Source organism: Terrabacter sp. Root181, from assembly GCF_001428505.1.
In the GTDB taxonomy this organism is placed as follows: domain Bacteria; phylum Actinomycetota; class Actinomycetes; order Actinomycetales; family Dermatophilaceae; genus Terrabacter.
The window spans coordinates 558,281-576,636 of sequence record NZ_LMHU01000001.1 but is presented as its reverse complement, the minus strand read 5'-3'; the positions used below and the strand labels follow the sequence as shown (position 1 = coordinate 576,636).

The following is an 18,356-nucleotide window of genomic DNA, read 5'->3' as shown; positions in this document are numbered from 1 at the left end:
GCAGGGATGAGGACTCGACGCGGCCGGCCAGCGATGCGGGCGACCCCGGCGGTCGCGGCGGCCGTCGCGGCGATCGCCCTGCTCGTGGCGGGCTGCGGCTCCCCGAACCCGGCCGCCCAGGCCCGGCTCGAGGGGCACGCGGCCGGGCACTCGGTGGGCGCCACCGACCACCCGACGACGGCTGCCACCGGCCACGCCGCGAAGCCCGTCGGCCCGGCCAAGCCGGCGGCGCTGCGAGCCGGCGAGTCGATGCGGACCGTGACGTCCCCGGTGTCCTACACGCCGAAGGCGCCGACGACCGGCACCGACGACTACCGGTGCTTCGTCCTCGACCCCGAGGTCACCCGCGACGAGTTCGTGACCGGCTTCGACATCGCGCCGGGCCAGCCGCAGGAGGTGCACCACGTCATCCTCTTCCGCGTGCCGCCGTCGGCCGCGGCGGCCGCCCGAGCCAAGGACGCCGAGTCGGGCGGCAACGGCTGGACCTGCTTCGGCGGCACCGGCCTCGGGTCGCGCGGCGCCAGCCTTGACGACGCCCCATGGGTGGGCGCGTGGGCCCCGGGCGGCCGCGCGAACGTCCTGCCGGCCGACGTCGGCATCCCCCTGCAGCGCGGCTCCCTCCTCGTCATGCAGGTCCACTACAACCTCCGGCACGGCGTGACGCCCGACCGCACGTCCGTCCAGCTGCGCCTGTCCGCCTCGCCGAAGCTCAAGCCGCTCGAGACGATGCTCTACCCGGCGCCGGTCGAGCTGCCTTGTCGCGCAGGCAAGTCCGGTCCGCTTTGCGACCGCGAGGCGGCGGTCGCCGACGTCACCGAGCGCTTCGGCCCGATGTCGTCACGCATCGTCAACGGACTGCTGCTCGTCTGCAACGGCACCCTCATCCCGACCCCGGGCGCCACCCAGTCGTGCACGCGCCGCGTCGACCAACCCGCGACGATCCGCGCCGTGGCCGGCCACATGCACCTGCTCGGCTCGTCGCTGCGCATCGAGCTCAACCCGGACACGGCGAAGGCGAAGACGCTCCTCGACATCAAGGTCTGGGACTTCGACAACCAGGGGTCGGTCCCGATCCCTGCGACGGCGATCCGTCCCGGTGACTCGATCCGGGTCAGCTGCACCCACGACCAGGCCTGGCGCGACAAGCTTCCCGACCTGCAGGGCCTGCCCGAGCGCTACGTCGTCTGGGGCGAGGGCACGACCGACGAGATGTGCCTCGGTCTGCTCAGCGTCACGCGCCCCTGATCGCGCCCGGCCGTGCACAATGAGGCCGTGATGACTGACGTCCTCGTCGTCGGCGGTGCCGGCGTCGACACCATCGTGCGCGTCGACGCCCTGCCGGTCCCCTTCGCCGACTCGCACGTCGTCCCGCCGATCGACACCGTCGTGGGCCACACGGGCAGCGGTGTCGCCCTCGGCTGCCACCGCCTCGGCCTCGGCACGCTCTTCGTCGACGTCATCGGCGACGACCACGAGGGCCGGATGCTCCTCGACCGGTTCGCCGCCGAGGGCCTCCGCTTCGAGCACGTCGTCCACGAGAGCGGCACCCGTCGGGCGGTGAACCTCGTCGACGCCACCGGCCGCCGCATGTCCTTCTACGACCCGCGCCACCCCTACGACCTCGCACCCGACCCGGCGCTCTGGCGCGGCCCGCTCGCGGAGGCGCGGCACGTGCACGCCTCGATCATGCCGTGGACCGTCGGTGCCCTCGAGGACGCCACGGCCGCGGGGGCCACGAGCTCGACCGACCTGCACGACTGGGACGGGCGCAACCCGCACCACCGGCCGTTCGCGTATGCCGCCGACCTCGTCTTCGTGTCGGGCTCGCGCCTCGACGGCGTCGAGGACGACGTCGTCTCCGACGTCCTCGACCGCGGGCGGGCGCGGCTCGTCGTCGTCATGGACGGCGCCCGCGGCAGCCGGGTGACGGTGCGCGAGGGCGGGTCGTTCGCCGTGTCCGCCGTCGACATCGAAGGCCGCCCGGCCGTGGACTCCAACGGAGCGGGCGACGCGTACGTCTCGGCGTTCCTGCACGCGTGGCTCGCCGGCGGCGACGCCCGCGCGGCGGCACGGGCCGGGACCGTGGCGGGCGCGTGGGCGTGCGGCACCGCGGGCACGCACTCGAGCCTCATCGGTCCGGACGAGCTCACCCGTCAGCTGGCGCGCCACTACGGCGGCCCCGGCCGGGACTGAGCTCCCGACCGGACCCGCCCGATGTCACCCCGTCGGTGCCTCGTCGGGCTGCCCGCTGCCGATGTTGACCATCCAGCCGATGCCGAACTGGTCGGTCAGCATGCCGAACTCGTCGCCCCACGCCTGCTTCTCGAGGGGCATCATGACGGTGCCACCATCGGCGAGCTTGTCCCAGTAGCCGTGCAGCTCGTCGCTGTCGTCGCCGCTCAGGCTGACGGAGATGTTGGTGCCCGGCTGGTAGGGCATCTGCTCGGGGGTGTCGGACGCCATGATCGTGTAGCCGCTCGGCGTCTCGAGCTGTGCGTGCATGACGTTGTCGGCGCTGGGACCGTTGTCACCGAACTCGCCGAACGTCGAGACGACGAGCTCGCCGCCGAAGACGGACCTGTAGAACTCCATCGCCGCTCGGGCGTTGTCCTTGAAACCGATGTAGGGGTTGAGGCGGGATGCCATGGCCGTGCTCCTCTCGAAGTGCTGCGGTCCCAAACACCCTAGGACCGACCGCCGACACGTGGTTGCGTTCGGTGGGCACCGACGCCCACCGCTCAGGAGGAGCGTCGCGAGCGCTTCGCACCGCGGTTCGAGCCGAGGGGTGCCTGGGGCCGGCCGTCGTCGGTCGGTGCCAGGCCGCCCTGGCAGCCGGGGCAGTAGAACATCGTGCGCTCCCGCGTGGGCTCGCCGATCATCGCGACGCGCACCGTCGCGCCACAGCGTCGGCAGGGCCGGCCGCTGCGGGCGTGGACGTAGTGGGCCTCGTCGAGGCGCGGGCTGCCGGTGCTCGACTGCACGGCGCGACGGCGGCCGTTGTCGATGAGACGGTGGGCGCGGGACACGACCCGCTCGACGGTCTCGCGGCCCAGCTCGTCGGCGAGGCTCCACGGGGGCACCCGCTCGAGGAAGAGCGTCTCGGCGCACCACATCGTGCCGATGCCGGCGAGGTTGCGCTGGTCGAGCAGCGCCTGCCCGATCGGGACCCGGGCGCCGGCGACGTGGTCGACGGCGAGCACCAGGTCCCAGTCCGGGCCGAGCACGTCGGGCCCGAGGTGTCCGACGACGTCACCCTCGCGGGCGGTCGGCACGAGGTCGAGCATGCCGAGACGCAGCCCCAGTGCGGTCCAGTCCGGCGCAGCGACGAGGGCGCGCAGCTGCGGGTTGCGGCGCCACCGGGGCGACAGCCCCCGCGTCGCCTCGACGCGCCACTGGCCCTCCATGCGCAGGTGCGAGTGCAGGGTCAGCCCGCCCTCGATGCGGTGCAGCAGGTGCTTGCCGCGGCTGACCACCGCGAGCGTCGTGCGGCCGGTGAGGTCCGCGGTCGAGATGTCGGGCCAGCGCAGGTCGGACTCGACGATCTCGCGGCCGGCCAGGGCCTCGTCGAGGCGGGTGGCGGTGCGCCACACGGTGTCTCCCTCGGGCACGCCACCTCCTCGTCACCGGTCGTTCACCCCCGCGGTCGCGGCTCCGTCCAGCCTATTCACATCGTCTGACTACGTTCGCCGGGTGCGTGACCTCTCCGTCGTGGTGTCCGCCCACGGCTCCTGCGACCGGGTGGCCGCGTGCCTCGGTGCGCTGGCGGCCCAGACCCTCCCGGCCGACCGGTTCGAGGTCGTCGTCGTGGTCCACGGGGCCGGGTCGAGCGCCCGTGATGCCGTCGAGCGCGTGACGCGAGGACCGCTGGCCGGCCACGAGGTCGAGCTCGTCGACGCCGTGGCCGCATCGTCCGCGGCCACCCGCAACGTCGGCGTCGGGCTCGCGCGAGCGCCGTGGACGACGTTCGTCGACGGCACCGACACCCTCGCGCCGACCCACCTCGAGACGTTGTATGCCGCCCGCCACCCCGAGCGCATCGTCGTCGCCACCACGCCGGCGGGCGACGACGCCCCACGGCACGTCGCGCCACACCTCGCCGCCGAGAGCCTGCGGGGTCGCGGCGGGAGGCTCTACCCGACGCGGTGGCTCGCCGACACCCCGTTCGTCGGGGGGCTGTGCGGCAGCGAGGACACGGTGCTCCACGGCCACCTGCTCAGCCGGTTCGACCGCCAGTTCGCCGAGCTCGACCTGACACCCGCGCCGCTCCACACGCGCGTCGACGACCCCGGCGCACCCGTCGACGTCGACCCCGAGGCGGCCGTCCGGGCCCACCTGTCCGTCCTCACGGCCCTGACCACCGGGACCCAGGCGGACCCGGTCGACCGCAGCGCCGTGACGAACGCGCTCGTGGCCTCGGAGCTCGCCGACCTGCGACGCGTCGCCGGGCTCCACCCCGACGGCCGCGCCCACGTCGAGGGAGCCCTCCGTGACGCGGGCATCGTCGGCCTCACGTCCTTGGCGCCCAGCCACGTCGACGGGACGGCCGACGGCTTCGGCCTCTTCCTCACCCAGCCGTCCGGCGCCCGGTCGCTCGTCGTCGTCGCGGGCAGCGCGGGGTCCGTCAACGAGCACGCCCGGATGCTCGGCTTCCTCGCCCGCAGCGGGCACGGCATACGCGTCCTGCACTACCGCGGGCGGCTCAAGCAGAGCCTGCGGAAGCTCCCCGAGACCCACCGGGTGGAGGTGCTCCCCACGTCCCTCGGGTGGATCGAGTCCCGCGTCACCGCCGGTGCGCCCCGCAGCCGTCGGCTCGCGCTCCGCGCGTCGCAGGAGGGCCTGCGCCTGGGCCGTCGCGCCCTCCCCGAGCTCGTGCCCGCCCGGCTCGCGGCGCCGGCCTACGCCCGCGTCGACACGCGGGCGGCCGCGCTCCTCGCCGAGCCGGGCACGCGCGTCGTCCTCGACCGCGCCGGCTCGACCCTGCTGCGCACGTGGCGCGACGACAGCCCGGCCGTCGGCGCGCCCGAGCTCGCCGGTCTCGTGCTGCGCACGGCCGCGAGCCAGCTGCGCGGCTCGCTCGCCGACGCCCATGCCGCCCGCCGGGCGTCCCGACTGCTGCGCGACGACGCCTCACGCACCCGCGCCGGGCTCGACCCCGAGCTGTGGACCATGGTCGCCTACCGCCTGCTGCGGGCCGGCCGGCTCGAGGCGGCCGGCCAGCTGCTCGAGGACCGCGAGGCCGTCTTCGGCCCGCTCGGGCACCCGGCGCTCGCGGCCCTCCGGTCCGTGCTGACCGGGACCGACCCCGGGGCGGTTGACGTGGTCGGCGCCGCCGGCGCCACGATGCGCGAGGCCGACGAGGCCCTGGCCGACGGCGACCTCGACCGCGCCGCCTTCCTCACCACGGTGGCGCTCGACCTGCTCTTCACCCGGCGGCTGCACACGGCAGAGACCCGCTCGGCGATCGTGTCGGAGCCCGACACCTTCCTCGCTCCCCTGCGCGAGACCGAGGTCGGTCGCCTGCTCGGCCGCCGGACGACGAGCCCGACGGTCCGCCAGCCGCGACCGTCCCGGGCTCCCGGGAGCACCCGCCCGAGCGTCACCGTGCTGCCGGGCGCCTACCCGAAGTTCGCCACCGCCGTCGTCGCCGGCCTCTCCGACCACGCCGATGTCGAGGTGCTCGACCTGGCCGCCCGGCAGAAGCGCTTCGCCAACACCGGCGTCGACCCGGTGACGGTGCGCGAGCGGCTGCTCGCCGCGACAGGGCACCCGCCGGCCCTCGACCTCGCCACCGCCGAGGCGCTCTCGGCCGACGTCGTCTTCGTCGACTGGGCCGACAAGGGCCTCACCTGGGTCACGCAGGTCGTGCCGGAGGGGACCCGCGTCGTCGTCCGCCTCCACGGCGTCGACACCCTCAGCGCCTGGCTGCACACCGCCGAGTGGGACAAGGTCGACGACGTCATCTTCCCGAGCGACCACCTGCGGCGCGCGGCCGCGGCGGCGCTGGGCGGCCGTCTGGACGGCATACGCCAGCACGTCGTCGCCAACCCCGTCGACGTCGAGCGCTACGTCCGGCCCAAGTCCGAGGCCGCCCGCACGACGCTCGGCATGGTCGGCTGGGCGCAGCAGGTCAAGGACCCCCTCTGGACCCTCGACGTGCTCGCCGAGCTGCGCCGGCAGGACCCCCGCTGGCGGCTGCGCCTCATCGGCGCCGACTTCGCGGTCGACAACCCGAACCCCGTCGAGCGCGACGCCGCCCGCGCCTTCCACGCCCGGATGGCCGACCCGCTCGTCGGCGACGGCGTCGACTTCGTCGGCTACACCACGCGCCTGCCCGAGCACCTCCGCGAGGTCGGCTGGGCCGTCAGCTCGAGCCGCCGCGAGGGCTTCCACATCGGCCTCGTCGAGATGGCCGCGAGCGGCGCCGTCCCGGTCGTGCGCGACTGGCCGGTGTATGCCGGCATCGGAGGTGCGACCGGACTCTTCCCCGGCGACTGGGTGGCCACCACCCCCGCCGAGGCCGCCGATCGCATCCTGCGGATCAGCGGCTCCGGCACGTGGGACGACGCGAGCGGACGCACCGTCGACACGGTGCGCGAGCGCTTCAGCGGGACGGACTCGGCAGAGTGGCTGCGCCGGATCGTGCTGGGAGAGCGCTGATCCGGCGGAGCACCTGCACGGCCGCACTGACGTGCTCGATCGGCGAGCGGTGGTCGAGCGGCTGCTCGTCGAGGGCACTGCCCTCCTCGACGACTCCCCAGACCCGGGTGCCGCTGCCGCGGTAGTCGCTCCACTTCGAGGGCAGGAAGGGGTTCGGCGCGCCGGGCGGGCTCACCGCGTCGTTGACGAGGAGGCAGTCCATCCGGCGTGAGAGCGCGAGGAACTCGAGGTAGCCGACGAAGGGTCCGACGCGGACGCAGTCGGCGAGACCACGGGCGACGACGACGTCGTGCAGCTCCTCCGGCTTCGAGGTGAAGACGTGGAGCACCACGCGGTCCCGGGACTCGCGCGGCAGCAGTGCCAGGGCGTCGAGCACACCCGAGACGCCTCGGTTGGCGTAGAAGTTGCCGAAGTAGCCGATGTGCCGACGGCCCGGGTCGAGCTGGTGCGCAGACGGTTTCGCGTCGTAGAGGGCGGCCGGCGGCGTCGGGTGCGGCGACACGACAGCCACTCGCTCGGCCCGGGCAGCGAGCTCGCGGTCGTGGCAGCTCTCGAGCATGAAGTCGCGCTGACGGGTGTTGGTGAACATCACCGAGTCGGCGAGGGCGAAGGCCGCGACCTCGCACCACTCGAAGGCGTTGAGGCCGGTCGGCGGCCGGTAGCCGGCCGCCTCGACGGCCGACCGCAGCCGGGCCAGGGTCCGGTCGTCGTGGGCCGGGGCGGCGCGCACCTGGCCGAGGACGTCGTGCGACAGCGGGTCGGAGAACTCGGCGTCCCACCGGATGGCAGGGCGGGCCGTCTTCAGCGCGACCGCGAGGAAGTGGGACGCCGCGAACTGCGCTCTGCTGTAGACGGACTCGTACTGCCCTTGCAGCGACTCCCATCGGAGGAAGGTCTCCAGTCCGAGGTGCTGGTAGTCGACGATCGAACCCCACGAGCTGAAGGCCGTGCGCGACGGCACGGCGGCGAAGCGTCGGACGAGACCGCCGCAGAGCTGGACGAGGTCCGGGTCCTGGTGGCGGATCGAGTCCATCGCGTTGCAGATGACGTCGACGGGCTCGCCCCGGTCGTGGACCCGCTTGGCCGCGACGACGGCGGCGGTGTCGCTGTAGGGCGGGAAGCAGTAGGAGGCGACGAGGCGCCGGGCAGGTACGGGCACGTGGACCAGCTCTCAGACGGTGACGTGGACGGTGGGGTCGCCGTGGAAGGCGAGCACCCCACGGCGAGAGAGGAGCTCGACGTCCGAGATCGGCCACGTGTGGCCGTCCGGGTTCGACGCGCGCACGGACACGAAGTTGAAGCGGTCGGTCGAGTAGACGCGGCCGCCCTCGGCTCGCACCTTGTCGAGGAAGGTCGTGTCGACCCGGCGCGGCAGGTCCTCGAACCGCAGGCGTCGGGCGAGGTCGCGCTCGAGCAGCAGCGTCCCGCCCTGGACGAGGTCGACGTAGCGGTGCTCCGCGTCGGGGAAGCGCAGGAGCGTCGCCCCGGTCGCCGTGAGGTGCGCGTAGTGCGCCCACTTCCCGACGACGGCAGCATCGGTGTAGTCGAAGGCGCGGACGAGGTCGCCGAGGTAGTGCTCCGCGTAGACGTTGTCGTCGTCCATCTTCGCGACGTAGCGACCAGTGGCCGCGTCGACGCCGGCGTTCATGCACGCGCCGAGGGTGTCGGTCGAGGGGCGCGACACGACGACGACGCGTGCCGGGTCGAGACCGGCCGACTCGGCCCGACGCCGCACGTCGTCCCGCCCCACCTCGAAGCCGTGGGTCACGAGGACGAGCTCGACGTCCTGGTGGGCTTGTGCCGCAAGGAAACCCAGCACGTGGTCGACCTGCCCGGGACGCATCGTCGGGACCACCGCGGAGATGCCGAGGTCTCGCGCCGGCGTCTCGAGCCCGACGGCCGCGAGCACGCTGTCGACGCGGTGGCCGTAGGTGTGGGCGTCGAGCACCCGGCGGTGGGCCCGGAGGCCGATCCGGTCGCGGTAGTCCTCGTGCTGGAGCAGCGCCCGCAGCTCACGCGTCGTCTCCTCGGCCCCGTGCGTCACCCGGACCGTGTCGCCGAAGAAGGGGTCGATCGACGCCGCCGGCCCGGACAGCACGGGCGTCTGCGCGGCCGAGAGCTCGAAGAGGCGTCGGGCACACATCGTCGGCGACTCGGTGACCGAGTTGACGTTGAGGAAGACCTTGTAGGCCGTGTAGGCGCCGAGCATCCGACGGTACGGCAGGCTCCCGACGAGCGCGGCGGCATACGCCCTCGGGAACTGGTAGCGCGGGTCACGCCCGGCCAGGCGCGAGAAGACCTCGAGCCCGAGCGGCAGCGCCGGCTCGAGGACGTAGGCCATCTGCGCGCGGCGCTCGTCGTGCTTGTCGGCGAAGTAGCTGCCGGCGAAGGCGACCTCGCGGCTGCGGCCGGCTCCCTGACGCACAGGCGTGTGGATGCGAGGCTGGGCACCGAAGGGCAGCAAGCCGATCCGCGTGTGACCGAGGTCCCGCTCGTAGTCGGGGATGCGCCCCGCGTCGACGGTGAACACGTGGTCGAAGAGCCGCGCCGTCTCGACGAAGAGGTCGTAGTTGGGCGGGTCCTCCTTGTTCCAGAAGACCGTGGGCACTCCGGTCGCGCGGCAGTGCTCGACGAGGTCGCGCAGCGCCTGGGACGGGCCGCCGTCCGTCGTCATCGCAAGGCGCCACGTGCCGCCGTTGCCGTTCCACGCCGACTCGACGAAGAGGACGTCGACGGGCCTGGCGGTGAGCTGGTCGCGCCAGTCCTGTGGCGTGACGCAGACCTGGACCCACTCGTAGCCGAGGGCGAGCCGCGAGAAGTCGTCGAGGACCACGGCCGCGACGACGTCCGGGCGCGCCACCGGTCCGCTCGGGACCTCGGGCTGCGGCAGGTCGACGCGTAGCCGGGCCGAGCGCACGCGCGGCAGGCGACGCTCGACCTCCTTGCGCACCTTGCGCGGAAGAGCTTCGCGCGCTTGGGGATCCCGCGCCGCCCGCACTGCCGCGGTCCGTGCCCGGTCGAGGTCAGACAGCAACCGCTGCCGCGTGTTCACCACAAACTTCTCTCTCTGTTCGACTGACGTTCCGCCCGGGCCGGTCCGCCGTTGGGAGTGGGACTGCAACGTTCGGTGCGTGACCTCCAGACTCGGCGCCAGTGTGGCATCCGCTCTTGGCGCCCCCGGTCCACGCGATGCAACGGGGAGCCGAACACTTGGTGACGTCCCGACCACGACGGCGCTGCTCGTCGCGAACCTCCCCGTCGCCGCGTGCGTGGCCCGCGCCCACCTCGCCCGCAACCCGTGGCAGGCGGTCTGGGTCGGCGCCCGTGTGCTGCCCGCCGGAGCGCGGCGCGAGCTGAGCCGACGCAGTCGGGGACCGCTCTCGGTCATCGCGGCAGCCGCCTCCGGACAGCGCGACCTGGCGCGGCGTCGTCTCACGGACGAGCTGCGGGGTGCCGGTCCACGACGGGCGCAGCGCCTCCTCGCTGCTGCCGCCGCGACGGGCCAGCTGGCCGGGATCGACCGTGGCGCAGCCGTCGTCGCAGCCGTGCCCCGGGGGTCGTCCGCCGCGTACCTCGCGCACGCCGCCGGTGACGTCAGCGGTGCGCAGCGTGCCCTCGAGGGGCTGCGCAACCCCGCGGCCCGAGCGCACCGCCGCTGGCTCGTCGGCGAGCGCTCCGTCCTGACCGGTGAGGCCCTGGCCGTCCTCGCGGCCGACGCCATCGGCCCGCGCCCGACGCGGGAGGCGGCCGGCCACAGCCGCGTCGTCCACGTCGTCACGAACGCGCTGCCCGAGGTGCAGGCCGGCTACACGGTGCGCACCCAGGGACTCGTCGAGGGCCAGCGCGCCGCCGGGATCGAGGCGCACGTGTGCACGCCCCCCGGCTTCCCCGTCGCCCAGGGTCACCTGGGGGCAGCCCCGTTCACGACGCTCGCGGGCGTGCCCTACCACCGCGACCTCGGTGCCGGACGCCGCCTCGACCTGCCCGACCGCCACCTGCAGGCGTATGCCGCCACGGTCGCCGCGCTCGGCCGTTCCGTGGGTGCCGACGTCCTCCACGCGCACTCCAGGCACGTCAACGCCCAGGCCGCCCTGCTCGCGGGTCGGCGCCTCGGGGTACCCGTCGTCTACGAGGCGCGCGGCTTCCTCGAGGAGACCTGGCGCACGCGCGGCGGCGACGCCGACAGCGACTTCTACCGCTGGACCCGCGAGACGGAGACCCGCTGCCTCTCCCTCGCCGACGCCGTCGTGACCCTGTCTCGCAGCATGCGCGACGACGTCGTCGCCCGGGGCGTCGACGCCTCGCGGGTCCACGTCATCGGCAACTGTGTGCCCGACGCCCTTCTCACCGAGGCCGTCGACGGCGGCCCCGTGCGCGAGGCGCTCGGCATCGGACCCGACGACGTCGTCGTGGGCACCGTGTCGACGCTCAACGCGTACGAGGGCATCGACGTGCTCCTCGACGCGGGCGCACTCCTCGACGACGCACGGCTCGTCGTCCTCGTCGTGGGTGACGGACCGGCCCGCGACCGACTGACCCGACAGGCCGCCGAGCTGCGCCGGTCCGGCACGAGGACGCGCTTCGTGCTCACCGGACGCGTGCCGCACAGCCGCACCCGCGAGCACCACGCGGCCATCGACGTCTTCTGCCTCCCGCGCCGGGCCACCCCGGTCACGCGGCTCGTGCCGCCGCTCAAGCCCGTCGAGGCGATGGCACTCGGGCGCCCCGTCGTGGTGACCGACCTCCCGCCCCTGCGCGAGATCGTCGGGCCCGACCGCGGCGTCGTCGTCCCGGAGGCCGACCCGGAGCTGCTCGCCCAGGCCGTGCGCGAGCTCGTCTCCGACCCGGACCGGCGTAGTCGGCTCGGGGCCCGGGGACGCGACCACGTCGCGAGCGAGCGGACGTGGTCGGTGGCCGCGGCGGCATACGGACAGGTCTACGAGCAGGTGCAGGCTGTGGCGGCATGACGATCGGGAGCAGCAGCGTGGTGGAGAGCGTCGAGGCGCCGGAGGCACGGACCGAGCCGGCGCGGCTCACCGCCGAGGAGGCGGCCGCCCTCGCGCGGGGTGCCGGCCTCGAGGAGCTCGGCGTGCGACCCGGTTTCGTCGGCTACGCCCGCGAGGTGTGGGGCTACCGCCACCTCGTCTGGCACCTGTCGTCGGCGCAGGCCTGGGCGACGAACCAGAACAACTACCTCGGCCAGCTCTGGGCGGTGCTCAACCCGCTGCTCCTCGTCGGGTCGTACTACCTGATCTTCGGCCTGCTGCTCAAGACGCGCGGCGGGACGTCGAACTACATCGCGTTCCTCACCATCGGCATCTTCGTCTTCGGCTACTCCGCGAGCGCCATCATCGCCGGCTCGCGGGCCGTCGTCGGGCAGATCGGGCTCGTGCGCGCATTGCGCTTCCCCCGGGCCGTGCTGCCCATCTCGGTGACGCTGACGCAGTTCCTCGTCAACGTCCCGGCGTTCGCCGTGCTCATGGTCATGATCCCCCTGACGGGAGAGCCGTTCTCGCCGCATTGGCTGCTGTTCCCCGTCGCGCTCGTGTTCCAGAGCCTCATCAACCTGGGCCTCGCCTTCTACCTCGCCCGCGTCGTCAACACGGCCCGCGACTCGGCCAACCTCGTGCCCGTCGGCGTGCGGCTCGCCCGCTACGTCTCGGGCGTCTTCTTCTCGATCCCGCACTACGCCGGCTACGGGCTCGTCAGCGCCCTGCTGCTCTACCAGCCGCTCGCGGTCAGCATGACGACCGCGCGCGAGGCCCTGATGGACCAGTACCCCCTGACGTGGGGCAGCTGGGTCGCGGCCGCGGCCTGGGGAGTCGGGCTCAGCATCACCGGGATCGTCTTCTTCTGGCGCGGGGAGGGTCGCTATGGAAGCAACTGAGGCAGGGGCAACCGCACGTCCGAGCGTCGTCTGCTCGGGGCTCGACATCGTCTACACGGTGTTCGGCGCCAAGCAGAAGGGCACCGACACGGGCGGCGAGCTGCCCTTCGTCGAGCGGCTGCTGACGAAGCGCAACCCGGTCAGCTCGGTGCGCAAGGTGCACGCCGTCAAGGACGTCTCGTTCGTCGTCGACCACGGCGAGGCCGTCGGCATCATCGGTCGCAACGGATCGGGCAAGAGCACGCTGCTGCGCGCCATCGCCGGGCTCATGCCCCCGACGAACGGACGCGTCTGGGCGTCCGGGCGACCGTCGCTCCTCGGGGTCAACGCCGTCCTGCTCACGGGCCTGACCGGCGCGAAGAACGTCATGATCGGCGGTCTCGCGCTCGGCCTGACGCCGCGCCAGGTGCGCGAGCGCTACGACGACATCGTCGACTTCAGCGGCATCGGTGACTTCGTCAACCTGCCGATGAGCGCCTACTCCTCCGGGATGGGCGCGCGGCTGCGCTTCGCGATCTCGACGGCGGCGGCCCCCGACATCCTCATGATCGACGAGGCCCTGGCCACGGGCGACGCCGAGTTCCAGGCGCGCAGCCGCGACCGGATCGCCGAGATCCGGCGCGACGCGAGCACCGTCTTCCTCGTCAGCCACAGCAACGCCGCGATCCGCGAGTCGTGCGACCGCGTGCTGTGGATGGAGCAGGGCCGTCTCGTCATGGACGGGCCGACCGACGAGGTCGTGCGCGCCTACGAGCAGTCCCACCGGAAGGCTCCCGCGTGAGCCCTCACCCCGCACCCCGACGCGACGGGGCCCTGCGCGCGCTCGTCGTCACGGTCGTGCACCACCCCGAGGACGCTCGCATCCGGCACCGCGAGATCGGCGCCCTCCTCGACGCGGGGGTGCAGGTCACGTATGCCGCCGCCTTCGTCGCGCACGGCCTCGACCTCCCCGACGTGGCCGGCCTGCGCCCCGTCGACCTTCCTCACGCCACCGGACGCTCCCGCGGCCGGGCCTTCCGGGCAGCCCGACGGCTGCTCGCCCACGAGGCCTGGGACCACGACGTCGTGCTCGTCCACGACCCCGAGATCGTCGCTGCCGCAGCGGGTCTGCGTCTGGACAACCTCGTCTGGGACGTCCACGAGGACACCGCCGCCGCCATCGAGGCCAAGCCCTGGGTGCCGGCGCGGACCCGCGCTCCTCTCGCCCGCGCAGCCCGCGCCATCGAGCGGCACGCGGAGCGTCGGCACGAGCTGATCCTCGCGGAGTACGCGTACGCCGACCGCTTCGAGCGGGAGCACGTCGTCGTGCCCAACACGGTGCGCGTCCCGGCCACGGCGGCTGCGCCCGGGGCGTCGCGAGCGGTCTACCTCGGCTCGCTGACGATGGCCCGCGGCGCGGCGACCCTCCTGCAGACCGGAAGACTGCTCACGGTCGCCACCCGGGGCGAGGTCAAGGTCGAGATCATCGGGGGGGCCCGCGACACCCGCACCGCCGACACCCTCGACTGGGGCGTCAAGTGCGGTCACGTCGTGCACCACGGCTTCGTGCCGAGCGCCCGCGCCCTGCCGATGCTCGACGGCGCGCTCGCCGGGCTCTCGCTGCTCGAGGACCGGCCCAACTACCGGCACTCGATGCCGACCAAGGTCATCGAGTACATGGCCCACGGCCTGCCCGTCATCACGACTCCGCTGCCGCTCGCCGCCGACCTCGTCGAGCGGTCCGGCTGCGGGGTCGTCGTGCCCTTCGACGATGCCGAGGCCACTGCAGCCGCGCTCATCGAGCTGGCCCGCGACCCCGAGCGACGCGCGGCCCTGGGACGGGCCGGGCACGCGTACGCCCGCGAGCACCACGACTGGAACGTCATCGGCCGCGACTTCGTGCGCCACGTCACCGACCTCGCCCAGCGCCACCGCGGCGCGCACGAGCCTGCCCTGCGACCCAGCACCTACGCACACCCCGCCACCCACCAGCAGCACTGACAGCACAGGAGATCCACCATGTTCGAGGACGGAATCGCCGTCATCGGCCTCGGCTACATCGGCCTGCCCACCTGCGCCGCCCTCACCCGCCACGGCCTCCGGGTCACCGGCGTCGACGTCAACGAGCGCACCGTCTCGGAGATCAACGCCGGCCGCGTCCCGATCGTCGAGCCGAACCTCGACGTCGCCATCGCCGCGGCGGTGGGCGACGGCCTGCTGACGGCGACGACGACGATGCCGCACGCCTCCGTCTACCTCATCGCCGTGCCCACGCCGTTCACCGGCGACCACGAGCCGGACCTGCGGCACGTGCGCTCGGCGACCGAGGCCATCGCGCCGATGCTGCGCGGCGGCGAGGTCGTCATCCTGGAGTCGACGTCGCCGCCGGGGACGACCGAGCTGATCTCCGAGTGGATCTCGGACCTGCGACCCGACCTCAAGCTCCCCCACATGGGTGGGATCTCCGACGTCCACCTCGCGCACTGCCCCGAGCGGGTGCTGCCCGGCCGGATCATGGTCGAGATCTTCTCCAACGACCGCGTCGTCGGTGGCCTGTCGCCCGAGTGCGCGCTGCGTGCCGCCGAGGTCTACCGGCTCTTCGTCACCGGCGAGATCATCCTCACCGACGCGAAGTCGGCCGAGATGTCCAAGCTGACGGAGAACGCCTTCCGCGACGTCAACATCGCCTTCGCCAACGAGCTCGCCGAGATCTGCGAGCACATCGGCCTCGACGTGTGGGAGGTCATCTCGATGGCCAACCACCACCCGCGTGTCAACATCCTCCAGCCCGGCCCCGGCGTCGGCGGCCACTGCATCGCCGTCGACCCGTGGTTCATCGTCTCGGCCGCGCCCGAGCAGGCGCGGATCATCCGGGCCGCCCGCGAGACCAACGACGCCCGACCGCGCACCGTCGTCAGGAAGGTGGCCGACGCGCTGGCGGCCTCCGGTCGCGCGGACGACGGCGGCACCGTCGCGTGCCTCGGTCTCGCCTTCAAGGCCGACATCGACGACCTGCGCGAGTCGCCCGCCCTCCTGATCACCGAGACCCTCGCGACCGAGCGGCCCGGCACCCGGGTGCTCGCCGTCGAGCCGCACGTCGACGCACTGCCCGCGTCCCTCGCCGCGCTGCCGAACGTCGAGCTCGCCGCGACCGGGCAGGCCATCGCCGAGGCCGACGTCGTCGTCCTGCTCGTCGACCACGCGGCCTTCCGGTCCGTCAGCCTCGGCGACCTGCGCGGCCGGGAGCTCGTCGACACCCGCGGCCTCTGGCGCTGAAGGAGACCGAGACCATGAGCCCTGCACCCCACCGCGTCATGACCGTCTACGGCACGCGACCTGAGGCGATCAAGATGGCGCCCCTCGTCGCCGCCCTCGAGGCCGACGACCGGATCGAGCCGGTCGTCGCCGTCACCGGGCAGCACCGCGAGATGCTCGACCAGGTCAACGCCCTCTTCGGGATCCGCCCGGCGCACGACCTCGACCTCATGGCGCCCGGCGCGACCCTGGCCGAGATCACGGCCCGCACGGTGCTGGCCACCTCGGCGCTGCTGCGCGAGACCCGTCCCGACGTCGTCGTCGTCCAGGGCGACACGACGACAGTCCTCGCGACGGGCCTGGCCGCGTTCTACGAGCACATCCCCGTCGTGCACCTCGAGGCCGGCCTGCGCACGGGTGACGTCCGGTCGCCCTTCCCCGAGGAGGCGAACCGTAGGCTCACCGCGCCCCTCGCCGACCTGCACCTCGCACCCACGGCGACGTCCAAGGCCAACCTCGTCCGCGAGTCGATCGACGGGTCGCGGGTCCCGGTCACCGGCAACACCGTCATCGACGCCCTGCAGTGGACGACCGCGCAGCCGGTCGAGTTCGACGACCCGCGCGTCGCCGAGGCGGTCGACCACACGGCGAGCGGCCGGGACCTGCTCCTCGTCACGTCGCACCGTCGCGAGTCGTGGGGGCAGCGCATGGTCGAGACGATGACCGCGATCCGCGACCTGGCCCGCGACCGCCCCGACCTGCAGGTCCTGCTGCCGATGCACCGCAACCCGATCGTCCGCGACGTCATCGAGCCGCTGCTCGGGTCGCTCGACAACGTGCTGCTCACCGAGCCGCTCGACTACCACCAGTTCGCGCACGCGCTCGCCGGGGCGACCGTCGTGCTCACCGACTCGGGCGGCGTGCAGGAGGAGGCTCCGAGCCTCGGCAAACCCGTGCTCGTCATGCGCGACACCACCGAGCGTCCCGAGGCCGTCGAGGCCGGGACAGTCCGCCTCGTCGGCACCGACGGCGCCACGATCCGCGCCGCCGTCGAGGAGCTGCTCGACGACGTCGAGGCCTACTCCGCCATGGCCAATGCCGTGAACCCCTACGGCGACGGGCGTGCCGCGGAGCGGTCGGTCGCGGCCATCGCCGAGCTGCTCGGCCTCGGGCACCGCGCTCCCGACTTCGACCCGAGCGACGCCGCCGAGGCGTCGTCCGACAGCTCCGCCGAGCTGCTTCGTGTCTGAGCGTCGGCGGCGCGACGTCGTCGTCGTCGGCCTCGGCTACGTCGGCCTGCCGCTCGCACAGGCTGCCGTCGGCGCGGGGCTGTCCGTCGCCGGGCTCGACGCGAGCGCGTCCGTCGTGGCCTCGCTCGCCGGCGGGCGGTCGCACGTCGACGACCTGTCCGACGAGGACGTCACGAAGATGGTGAGCGCCGGCTTCGAGCCGACGACCGACCCCTCCTGCCTCGCCGACACCTCCGCGGTCGTCGTGTGCGTGCCCACGCCGCTGGGCTCCGAGGGCGGTCCCGACCTCTCCGCCGTGCGGTCGGCCATGACGGAGCTCGCGCGCCACTTGGCCCCGGGGACCCTCGTCGTCCTCGAGTCGACGACCTACCCCGGCACGACCGACGAGGTGGTGCGCCCGATCCTCGAGTCCGGCGGCCTGCGGGCCGGCGAGGACTTCCCCCTCGCGTTCTCGCCCGAGCGCGTCGACCCCGGCAACACGGCATACGGCATCAGCAACACGCCGAAGGTCGTCGGCGGGCACACGCCCGCCTGCACCGACGCCGCCGTGGCCTTCTACTCGCTCTTCGTCGACACCGTGGTGCCGACCCGGGGCACGCGCGAGGCCGAGACGGCCAAGCTGCTCGAGAACACCTACCGCCACATCAACATCGCCCTCGTCAACGAGATGGCCCGCTTCTGCCACGACCTCGACATCGACCTCTGGGAGGTCATCGCGGCGGCGAGGACGAAACCCTTCGGCTTCCAGGCCTTCTACCCGGGTCCGGGCGTCGGCGGGCACTGCATCCCGATCGACCCGAACTACCTGTCGCACAACGTCCGCACCCGGCTCGGCTACCCGTTCCGCTTCGTCGAGCTCGCGCAGGAGATCAACGCCTCGATGCCCGCCTACGTCGCGCGTCGCGTTCAGGACGCGCTCAACGACGACGGCACGGCCCTACGCGGGGCCCGGGTGCTGCTGCTCGGGGTGACGTACAAGGCCGACATCGCCGACCAGCGCGAGTCGCCCGCCGTCCCGGTCGCCCGGCGGCTCCTCGAGCAGGGCGCGGCGCTGTCGTTCCACGACCCACTCATCGCGCACTGGGACGAGCTGGGCTCCGAGCTCGGTGACGCCGCGACGTCGGTGGCCGACCTCGAGGCGGCCGTCGCCGACGCCGACGTCGTCGTGCTGCTGCAGCACCACCGCGACTACGACGTCGACGCCCTCGCGGCGCGCTCGCGACGCTTCCTCGACACCCGTGGCGTCGTCACCCCCACCGCTCGCGCCGAGCGCCTCTGACGCGTCCGCGCTTCTCGCGCAGTGGTCGCCGACACGGAGAAGTGCCGAG

At 73.4% G+C, this 18,356-nt stretch carries 14 protein-coding genes; 10 read left to right on the top strand and 4 right to left on the bottom strand.

From position 1 onward, the window contains the following. Positions 1 to 6 precede the first annotated feature (6 nt). Together ASD90_RS02630 and ASD90_RS02625 are read left to right on the top strand one after the other, a co-directional pair. Positions 7 to 1,245 carry a hypothetical protein gene (locus ASD90_RS02630; RefSeq protein WP_235506358.1) on the top strand — a complete coding sequence of 413 codons (1,239 nt, stop codon included), beginning with the start codon at positions 7 to 9 and terminating at the stop codon, positions 1,243 to 1,245. Positions 1,246 to 1,275: 30 nt separating this feature from the next. Next, a complete protein-coding gene (locus ASD90_RS02625) occupies positions 1,276 to 2,193 on the top strand; it encodes a carbohydrate kinase family protein (protein WP_056751269.1) in 918 nt (305 codons plus the stop codon). A gap of 24 nt (positions 2,194 to 2,217) precedes the next feature. Here the strand turns inward: ASD90_RS02625 and ASD90_RS02620 are convergent, their stop codons facing one another. Together ASD90_RS02620 and ASD90_RS02615 are read right to left on the bottom strand one after the other, a co-directional pair. Continuing rightward, a complete protein-coding gene (locus ASD90_RS02620) occupies positions 2,218 to 2,646 on the bottom strand; it encodes a VOC family protein (RefSeq protein WP_056751266.1) in 429 nt (142 codons plus the stop codon). Between the two features lie 92 nt (positions 2,647 to 2,738). After that, positions 2,739 to 3,608 (bottom strand): DNA-formamidopyrimidine glycosylase family protein, encoded by an 870-nt coding sequence (locus ASD90_RS02615; protein WP_056751265.1) that lies wholly within the window; start codon positions 3,606 to 3,608, stop codon positions 2,739 to 2,741. An 82-nt stretch (positions 3,609 to 3,690) separates the two neighbouring features. On the opposite strand from ASD90_RS02615, the gene ASD90_RS02610 reads away from it, so the two are divergent. Next, positions 3,691 to 6,657 (top strand): glycosyltransferase, encoded by a 2,967-nt coding sequence (locus ASD90_RS02610; protein ID WP_056751262.1) that lies wholly within the window; start codon positions 3,691 to 3,693, stop codon positions 6,655 to 6,657. On the opposite strand, the gene ASD90_RS02605 is transcribed toward ASD90_RS02610, so the two are convergent. Continuing rightward, positions 6,602 to 7,816 carry a hypothetical protein gene (locus tag ASD90_RS02605; RefSeq protein ID WP_056751259.1) on the bottom strand — a complete coding sequence of 405 codons (1,215 nt, stop codon included), beginning with the start codon at positions 7,814 to 7,816 and terminating at the stop codon, positions 6,602 to 6,604. The genes ASD90_RS02610 and ASD90_RS02605 overlap by 56 nt on opposite strands. A gap of 12 nt (positions 7,817 to 7,828) precedes the next feature. Continuing rightward, entirely contained in the window at positions 7,829 to 9,709 is a 1,881-nt protein-coding gene (locus ASD90_RS02600; RefSeq protein WP_056751256.1) for a glycosyltransferase, read from the bottom strand. A 103-nt stretch (positions 9,710 to 9,812) separates the two neighbouring features. Here ASD90_RS02600 and ASD90_RS02595 point away from each other — a divergent pair, with 103 nt between their 5' ends. The 7 genes from ASD90_RS02595 to ASD90_RS02565 are packed head-to-tail and all read left to right on the top strand — an operon-like array spanning position 9,813 to position 18,307. Next, a complete protein-coding gene (locus ASD90_RS02595) occupies positions 9,813 to 11,624 on the top strand; it encodes a glycosyltransferase family 4 protein (protein ID WP_162260167.1) in 1,812 nt (603 codons plus the stop codon). Continuing rightward, positions 11,621 to 12,544 (top strand): ABC transporter permease, encoded by a 924-nt coding sequence (locus ASD90_RS02590; protein WP_056751249.1) that lies wholly within the window; start codon positions 11,621 to 11,623, stop codon positions 12,542 to 12,544. The genes ASD90_RS02595 and ASD90_RS02590 overlap by 4 nt, the downstream gene beginning before the upstream one ends. Next, positions 12,531 to 13,325, top strand: a complete 795-nt coding sequence (locus tag ASD90_RS02585) for an ABC transporter ATP-binding protein (protein ID WP_056751246.1) — start codon at positions 12,531 to 12,533, stop codon at positions 13,323 to 13,325. Before ASD90_RS02590 ends, ASD90_RS02585 begins: the two co-directional genes overlap by 14 nt. Beyond that, entirely contained in the window at positions 13,322 to 14,524 is a 1,203-nt protein-coding gene (locus ASD90_RS02580; protein ID WP_082588435.1) for a glycosyltransferase, read from the top strand. The genes ASD90_RS02585 and ASD90_RS02580 overlap by 4 nt, the downstream gene beginning before the upstream one ends. 18 nt (positions 14,525 to 14,542) lie before the next feature. Continuing rightward, positions 14,543 to 15,799 carry a UDP-N-acetyl-D-mannosamine dehydrogenase gene (gene wecC / locus ASD90_RS02575; RefSeq protein WP_056751242.1) on the top strand — a complete coding sequence of 419 codons (1,257 nt, stop codon included), beginning with the start codon at positions 14,543 to 14,545 and terminating at the stop codon, positions 15,797 to 15,799. A gap of 14 nt (positions 15,800 to 15,813) precedes the next feature. Beyond that, a complete protein-coding gene (gene wecB, locus ASD90_RS02570; protein ID WP_056751239.1) occupies positions 15,814 to 17,028 on the top strand; it encodes a non-hydrolyzing UDP-N-acetylglucosamine 2-epimerase in 1,215 nt (404 codons plus the stop codon). After that, positions 17,021 to 18,307 carry a nucleotide sugar dehydrogenase gene (locus ASD90_RS02565; protein WP_056751236.1) on the top strand — a complete coding sequence of 429 codons (1,287 nt, stop codon included), beginning with the start codon at positions 17,021 to 17,023 and terminating at the stop codon, positions 18,305 to 18,307. The genes wecB and ASD90_RS02565 overlap by 8 nt, the downstream gene beginning before the upstream one ends. Positions 18,308 to 18,356 lie beyond the last annotated feature (49 nt).